Origin of the sequence: Rhizobium centroccidentale (assembly GCF_030182565.1) — a bacterium.
Lineage (GTDB): Bacteria > Pseudomonadota > Alphaproteobacteria > Rhizobiales > Rhizobiaceae > Rhizobium.
On sequence record NZ_JAQJCG010000027.1, the window covers coordinates 111,615 to 119,447 of the forward strand.

Consider the following 7,833-nt stretch of genomic DNA (forward strand, 5'->3'; position numbering starts at 1 on the left):
GTTAGGGAAAAGAGGGTAAGAAAATGGCTGACGCAGCTACCCCCGCAGGTTCTGTCGGTAAGGTTACTCAGGTTATCGGCGCCGTTGTGGACGTTGCTTTCGACGGCGATCTCCCGGCGATCCTGAACGCGCTTGAGACCGACAATAACGGCAATCGTCTGGTTCTCGAAGTCGCACAGCACCTCGGCGAAAATTCCGTCCGCACCATCGCCATGGACTCGACCGAAGGTCTCGTTCGCGGCCAGCCGGTCAAGGACACGGGCGCGCCGATCTCGGTTCCGGTCGGACATGAGACGCTCGGCCGCATCATGAACGTCATCGGCGAGCCGGTCGACGAAGCAGGTCCGCTGAACACATCCAAGAAGCGCGCCATCCACCAGGATGCTCCGTCCTACGTCGAGCAGTCCACGGAAGCGCAGATCCTCGTCACCGGCATCAAGGTCGTCGATCTGCTCGCCCCTTACGCAAAGGGCGGCAAGATCGGCCTCTTCGGCGGTGCAGGCGTCGGCAAGACCGTTCTCATCATGGAACTGATCAACAACGTCGCCAAGGCGCACGGTGGTTACTCGGTGTTCGCAGGCGTGGGTGAACGTACCCGCGAAGGCAACGACCTTTACCACGAAATGATCGAATCGGGCGTCAACAAGCACGGCGGCGGCGAAGGTTCCAAGGCTGCGCTCGTTTACGGCCAGATGAACGAACCGCCGGGCGCCCGCGCTCGTGTCGCTCTGACCGGTCTGACTGTTGCTGAAAACTTCCGCGATGAAGGCCAGGACGTTCTGTTCTTCGTCGACAACATCTTCCGCTTCACCCAGGCAGGTTCGGAAGTGTCGGCTCTGCTCGGCCGTATTCCTTCGGCCGTGGGCTATCAGCCGACGCTCGCCACCGACATGGGCCAGATGCAGGAACGCATCACCACGACGACGACGGGCTCGATCACCTCGGTTCAGGCCATTTACGTTCCGGCCGACGACTTGACCGACCCGGCACCGGCAACCTCGTTCGCCCACCTGGACGCAACGACGGTTCTGTCGCGCTCGATCGCTGAAAAAGGCATCTACCCGGCAGTCGACCCGCTCGACTCCACCTCGCGCATGCTCGACCCGCTGGTCGTCGGCGAAGAGCACTACGAAATTGCTCGTAAGGTTCAGTCGACGCTGCAGCGCTACAAGGCCCTGCAGGACATCATCGCCATCCTGGGCATGGACGAATTGTCCGAAGACGACAAGCTGGCTGTTGCCCGCGCCCGCAAGATCGAGCGCTTCCTGTCGCAGCCGTTCTTCGTCGCCGAAGTCTTCACCGGCTCGCCGGGTAAGCTCGTCGCGCTCGAAGACACGATCAAGGGCTTCAAGGGTCTCGTCAACGGCGAATACGACCACCTGCCGGAAGCTGCCTTCTACATGGTTGGCTCGATCGAAGAAGCGATCGAAAAGGCCAAGAAGCTGGCTGCCTAATCAGGCCAATCCATTGGCGCGCGGCATTGCCCGCGCGCCCTTGCCTTGCGAATAAGACAATCGAGAAGTGACGGGTCATGGCTGACAATTTCAATTTCGAACTGGTTTCTCCGGAGCGCCTGCTGCTGTCGGAACAGGTCATCGATGTCGTCATCCCCGCCAGCGAAGGCGAGATGACCGTCATGGCGAACCATGCGCCGACCATGACCACGATCAAGCCTGGTGTCGTCAAGGTGCATTCGGCTTCGGGCAAGAAGCAGGACTACGTCGTTTTCGGCGGCTTTGCCGACATCCTGCCGACCGGCTGCACGCTGCTGGCCGAATCCGCCGTTCCGGTAGAAGACATGAGCCGCGACGAGCTGGACCGCCGCATCAATGCCGCCAAGGCCGAGCTCGAAGATGCCGAGCATCACGAGCATAAGTCGCGCCTGGAGCATTTCATCATGGAACTCTCGCATCTGCGCGGCTCGATCGCGCAAGATTGATGCGATCCAAACATCGATGAGTGAGATGAAAGCGGTCCTACGGGCCGCTTTTTTGTTATCCGTATGCTCTCATTTGAAATATCATGCACTCACTAAGGCTGCTGAGTTTTGTCGATGAGCAGCCCTAAGTTGCCAGCGGGATTGAGAATATCAGGCACAATGTCGTCGGTTGTGAACGGGATGCCGTCAGGCCCGACACTGCGAAGATAATAGTGATTGGCACCCGTGCGCTGATAGTAGAAGAGATTCTGGTTCGGCAGCGGACCGAGCTGGAAGGGGTCGGCCACGAAAATTGCATTGTTTTGTCCTGCTGCCTTTTGCAGCTCTTCCAAAGAGCTTGGATAGAATCCGTGTTGCAGCCGGTATAACTCTATGGCCGGAACCAAGGTGTTGAGTGTCTGCGATGCGAGTCGCTTCTTGAGATCATCGGCGATGCCGCCGTGCTCCACGAACCCCTTATAATAGAGACCTCCATAAAGGACGACGGTAACGAGTATTCCGAGCGTTCCAAGTGTCGCTAACAGCTGTCCTCCTTTCTTCCTGGTTAGCAATCCCCAAAGAATAGCTGTGATCCCAAAGGGTACGCCAAGGAGGGGAAAGAATGAAAATCCAGCAATGACATATGGCGCAGCGCCAAGCCGCTGCTGACTGTCTGTCATGGAAATGCCTCGCGCCAGGGCAGCAATAACGATGTTCGGCTCTTCTCGCGAATCTGCTGGAGGGTAAGATTCAGCATGTTACGCCGGAAGTAACGCCCAACCTGGATTGTATGAGCCAGATTTAGACCGCTTGCAATATACATTGGAAACAACCGAACGGCATCTTGATGTGAACCGATTACAGTCGCGAACGGTTTCCACACTAGCGATTCTCCGACAAACGCACGATTTAGATTCTAGCGATTTTCTGCCAGCAGGAACCGGTGTAGCTGGGCCGCTTCCGGAGACAGCGAGCGAAAGCGCGGCGCGCCGAGATAATAGCCGAAGCCGCTCTCGACGCGATCGTTGCCGACTGTGACGAGTGCGCCGGATTGCAGATGCTCCTCGATGAGGCCGAGGCTGCCGAGTGCGATACCTTCGCCCCTGAGGGCTGCTTCCACCGCCATAATATAGGTGGAGAATGACAAGCGCGGCCTCGGCAGCTTGCCCTTCAGCGGGTCGCCGACGCGGCCGAACCATTGGCGGAAGCTGATCCAGTGGGCGTTGGCGCGCTCGTAATCGATGAGATCGAGCCCGGCAATGTCGACCGCCGTCAGCGTCTGCGGGTCGAGACCGCGGGCTGCCAGGTAATCCGGCGAGGCGACCGGGACCAGCACCTCGTTGAAAAGTGGCGTCAGGCTCCAGCGCGGATGTTCTCCGGTGGAATAGATGATGATGAGATCATTGTTCTCAGAGGCGAGTTCGGAGTGCACATCCGTCGTCAGCAGGCGCACGGAGATGCCGGGGCTTTCCTTGCCGAAATCCCGGAGGCGCTGTCCGAGCCAGAGATGCGAGATCGAGCCGCTCGCTGCAATCGAGATGATTTCGCCGGTGCCGGCACGAAAGGGCTCCAGGCTTTCCTCCAGATATTCCAGCGTAGCCCGCACGCGCTGAAACAGCCGCTCGCCGTCCGGCGTCAGTGCGAGATTTCGACCGCGGCGGGTAAAGAGTGTCGCGCCGAGATGATCCTCGAGCCCCTTGATGCGGCGACTAACGGCCGCCTGGGTGATATTCAGTTCGCGGCCGGCGCGGGAAAAATTCATGGCGCGCGCGGCCGCATCGAACACGCGGAAGGCTTCCAGCGGTATTTTCTCTAGCATCTCCCCTCCATGACTTCAGATCATCAATATTCCCGATAATTGCCCGGATTTGAAGATCTGAAATTGTGATGCAGGATCGTGGGTATCAAATCAGCCGCTCCTCCAAAGGGGATCCCGCGTGTCCTTTTCCGTTTCCGCCATTCCAGACATTCGTTTCGGCGAGGGTGCGCTCTCCGGCCTTCCCGCTGCGGTCAAATCCTTCGATGGCGTTGGCACGGTTTTGCTTGTCATCGATGCCTTCCTGGCGCAGTCCGGCCTTGCCGCCAAGATCGGCGCTGAGCTCGCCGAAGCAGGCGTGAAGACGCAGGTCTTTTCCGATTTTGCCGGCGAGCCAAAACTTGCACATCTGCACGCTGCGATCGCGGCCGGGCAGGGCGCCGGCATGGTGGTCGGCATCGGCGGCGGCTCGGCGCTCGATATCGGCAAGATCGTCGCCTGCTGCATCGCTTCGGGCGAAGATCCGATGCATTATGCGCTGGCCGCCAACGCGCTGCCGAAAAGCCCGCTGAAGAAGATCATGATACCCACAACGGCCGGGACGGGTTCGGAGACATCGGCCACGAATATCTTCGCCGGGCCTGAGGGCAAGAAGCTCTGGATCTGGGGTCCGGAGACGAAGGCCGATCTCGTCATTCTCGATCCGGCGCTGACGAAGACCTTGCCCGCCAATCTCACTGCATGGTGCGGTCTCGATGCCTTTATTCATGCCTTTGAAGCAGCCACCAACCGCAACACGCATCGTGGCGCGCAATTCTACGCGCATCAGGCGCTGCGGCTGCTGACCGGCGCGCTGGAGACGGCCGTCAAGCAGCCGGATGATATGGTGGCTCGCGGTGACGTATTGCTCGGCTCCTGCTTCGGAGGCATTGCGATCGACAATTGCGGCACGGCGATTGCGCATAACGTCAGCCATGCGCTGGCGGGCCTTGCTCCTGTTCACCATGGGCTTGCGACGGCGCTCGGCTTCGAGGCGACGCTTCCGTGGCTCGTCGAAGCGGATACGGCAGGCCTCAATGCCGCCGCCAAGGCCTGCGGCGTCGAGAGTGCCGCCGAGCTGCCCGCTTTCGTTTCAAACTGGATGGATCGCTGCGGTATCGTTCGCGCGCTGCCGGCTGCCTTCAAACCGTTCGATGCCTCCGATCTCGCCCGCGAGATGCGGGCGACCGAAAACCAGCCCATGCGGCGATCGACGATCCGCGACGTGACGGATGCCGATATCGACCGCTTTGCCGCCGTCGTCATGGCGCTGCCGAAAGGAATCTGAGATGACCAAGAATTACACGCGCGATTATTGGGAAAGCGTTCTCTCCGGCCTCAAGCCCGAAGGTCGTCACTTCATTAATGGTGTTCATCGCGCCGCCGCCTCGGGCGAGACCTTCACCCGCATCCGGCCGATGGACGGCAAGCCCGGCGCTGAGCTCGCGCGCGGCAATGCCGCCGATGTCGATGCTGCGGTCGCCTCAGCCCGCGCCGCCTTCGAAAGCGGCGTCTGGCGTAAGAAGGAGCCGCTCGAAAAGAAGAAGATCATGTTGAAGTGGGCCGATCTCATTCGCGCCCACGGCGATGAGCTGGCCATGCTTGAGACGATCGATGTCGGCAAGCCGGTCATGGCGTCGCTCAGCGTTGACGTGCGCCTTTGTGCCGACGGCATCCAGTTTTACGGCGAAATGATCGACAAGATGTATGACGAGATTGCGCCGACCGGCCCCAATGCCCGCGCGCTGGTGCGCAAGGTGCCACTCGGCGTCATCGGCGCGATCACGCCCTGGAACTATCCGATGATCATCGATGCCTGGAAGCTCGGGCCGGCGATCGCGGCTGGCAATTCCGTGGTGCTGAAGCCGGCCGAACAATCCTCGCTTTCGGCGATCCGTCTTGCCGAACTCGCAGTGGAAGCAGGCCTGCCCGCGGGCGTCTTCAACGTCGTGACGGGTTATGGCGAAGAGACCGGCAAGCCGCTGGCGTTGCACATGGATGTCGATATGATCGCCTTCACCGGTTCGACCGAAGTCGGCAAGCTGATCATGGGCTATGCGGCACAATCGAACGTCAAGCGCGTGGCGCTCGAGCTTGGCGGCAAGTCGCCGCTGGTCGTCTTCGAAGATGCTGATCTCGATGCGGCCGCCGCCGCTGCCGCCTGGGGCTGCTTTTACAATTCCGGCGAAACCTGCCATGCCTCGACGCGCCTCATCGTGCAGCGTTCGGTGCAGGATAGGCTGATCGAGAAGATCGAGGCTGTCACCCGCTCGGATATCGCGATCAAACATCCGCTCGACCCTTCGGCGCAGATAGGCGCGCTGATCGAGGAAGAGCATATGAACAAGGTGCTGGCGATGATAGCAGCCGGCGAAAAAGAGGGCGCCCGCCGTGCCTTCGGCGCCGAGCGTGTCCTGAGTGAAACCGGCGGTTATTATGTTTCGCCCGGCGTCTTTGTCGACATGACCAACGACATGAGCCTGGCACGGCAGGAAATCTTCGGCCCTGTGCTCGCCGCCATCCCCTTCGACACGGAGGAGGAGGCGCTGAAGATCGCCAACGACACGATCTATGGGTTGGCCGGCGCCGTCTTTACCAGGGACATGGATCGCGCTCATCGCTTTTCCGAAGAGATCCATGCGGGTACGGTGTGGATCAACACTTACGACATGTCGAATTTCGCCACGCCGTTCGGCGGCTTCAAGCAGTCCGGCTTCGGCCGCGACCGTTCGGTGCATGCCCTCGACAAATATTGCGATTACAAGACGATCTGGCAGCAGTTCGGCTGAGGTTTGCGGGGAGGCATGACCATGAGCAAGATCGTTTCCATCGAGATCACCCATCATCGCCTGCCGCTTGATCCCGCGTTCAAGGCGAGCTGGGACGGTCGCCCGCGAAAGCATTTCGATGCGACCATCGTGCGCGTCCGAGACGATGAGGGGCGCGAAGGTATCGGCTCCGGCGACCTGATGAAGGGTTTCGAGGGGCATGAGGATCTGTTCATCGGACAGGATCCCCGGCACGTCGAACGGCATTACGAAGTCCTGTCGCACATCAATTTCCACTACGGCCGCTGCTGGCCGATGGACCTGGCTCTGTGGGATCTTTCCGGCAAGATCACCGGCGAGCCGGTCTGGCGGATGCTCGGCGGCCGCGCCAGCCGGGTGCGGCTCTATGCCTCCTCCGGCGTGCTGCGTGAGCCCTCCGCGATGGCCGATCAGGCCGAGCGTTATATCGACGAAGGCTTTCCGGCCATGAAGGTGCGCTTCTCCTCGTCTTCTGGCGGTCGCGGCGGCTGGCGCGAGGACGTCAAGGCGCTGGAGGCGATCCGGGCCCGTGCCGGCGACCGGCTGGAGCTGATGGTCGATTGCAATCAGGGTTGGCGCATGCCCTGGGATACGACCTTGCCCTGGACCTTCAAGGATGCGCTTGCCGTCGCCAGGGAGCTGGAGCGGGTGGGCGTCTACTGGATGGAAGAGCCGCTTCACCGCTCGGATCGCAAGGGCATGAAGGAATTGAAGCAGGCAACGTCGGTAAGGATCGTCGGCGGCGAGATGACGCGCGAGCTCTACGAGTTCCGTGACATCATCGAGGAGCGTGCCTTCGATGTCATCCAGCCGGATGTCGCGCTCGTCGGCGGTATCACCGGCTGCCGGCGGCTCGCCTATCAGGCGCGCGAGGCGGGCGTGCAGTTCACGCCGCATTCCTGGACGAACGGCATCGGGGTTCTCGCCAATGCGCATCTGACCGCCGGCGTCGCCGATGCTGCCTGGCTCGAATATCCCTATGACAATCCGGAGTGGAGCGAAGCCCGCCGCGATTATCCGATGGCCTCGCCGCTCAAGCACGATGCAGGCTGGCTGGATCTTGGTGTTGCTCCGGGGCTCGGCATCGTTCTCGACGAGGAGCGGCTGAAGGCAACGCGTATCTAAAGGCCGCCTGCGGAATTCGAGGCGATATCTGCCCTCGTGCTATCGCGCATTAGGCAATCGAATGTGAAGTGAAGTCGTTGCCGCGTCCTCCTTCTCCCCAGCGGGGAGAGCGATTGTCTTGCGTGTCAAGCGTTTTGCCATGGGCGTGCGTCCCTGATGATGGCATTGAGGATGGTGATCAGTTTTCG

Annotated in this window: 7 protein-coding genes; 5 read left to right on the top strand and 2 right to left on the bottom strand. The window is 60.7% G+C overall.

All coding sequences use genetic code 11. The annotated features are described in order from the left end of the window. The first annotated feature begins 23 nt into the window (after positions 1 to 23). Positions 24 to 1,454, top strand: coding sequence for a F0F1 ATP synthase subunit beta (gene atpD, locus PH562_RS26925; RefSeq protein ID WP_285176742.1), 1,431 nt, complete (start codon positions 24 to 26; stop codon positions 1,452 to 1,454). Positions 1,455 to 1,531: 77 nt separating this feature from the next. Then, the gene (locus PH562_RS26930; RefSeq protein WP_285176744.1) at positions 1,532 to 1,939 is read left to right on the top strand and encodes a F0F1 ATP synthase subunit epsilon; all 408 of its coding nucleotides are present in this window, start codon (positions 1,532 to 1,534) and stop codon (positions 1,937 to 1,939) included. A 92-nt stretch (positions 1,940 to 2,031) separates the two neighbouring features. Here the strand turns inward: PH562_RS26930 and PH562_RS26935 are convergent, their stop codons facing one another. Continuing rightward, positions 2,032 to 2,598 (bottom strand): type II secretion system protein GspG, encoded by a 567-nt coding sequence (locus PH562_RS26935; RefSeq protein ID WP_285176746.1) that lies wholly within the window; start codon positions 2,596 to 2,598, stop codon positions 2,032 to 2,034. Positions 2,599 to 2,834: 236 nt separating this feature from the next. Continuing rightward, a complete protein-coding gene (locus PH562_RS26940) occupies positions 2,835 to 3,737 on the bottom strand; it encodes a LysR substrate-binding domain-containing protein (RefSeq protein WP_285176747.1) in 903 nt (300 codons plus the stop codon). 118 nt (positions 3,738 to 3,855) lie between these two features. Between PH562_RS26940 and PH562_RS26945 the strand changes: the two genes are divergently transcribed. The 3 genes from PH562_RS26945 to PH562_RS26955 are packed head-to-tail and all read left to right on the top strand — an operon-like array spanning position 3,856 to position 7,645. Next, positions 3,856 to 5,001, top strand: a complete 1,146-nt coding sequence (locus PH562_RS26945) for an iron-containing alcohol dehydrogenase (RefSeq protein WP_285176748.1) — start codon at positions 3,856 to 3,858, stop codon at positions 4,999 to 5,001. Between the two features lies 1 nt (position 5,002). Next, entirely contained in the window at positions 5,003 to 6,502 is a 1,500-nt protein-coding gene (locus PH562_RS26950; RefSeq protein ID WP_285176749.1) for an aldehyde dehydrogenase, read from the top strand. 21 nt (positions 6,503 to 6,523) lie between these two features. Further along, a complete protein-coding gene (locus PH562_RS26955; RefSeq protein WP_285176750.1) occupies positions 6,524 to 7,645 on the top strand; it encodes a mandelate racemase/muconate lactonizing enzyme family protein in 1,122 nt (373 codons plus the stop codon). Positions 7,646 to 7,833: the final 188 nt, after the last annotated feature.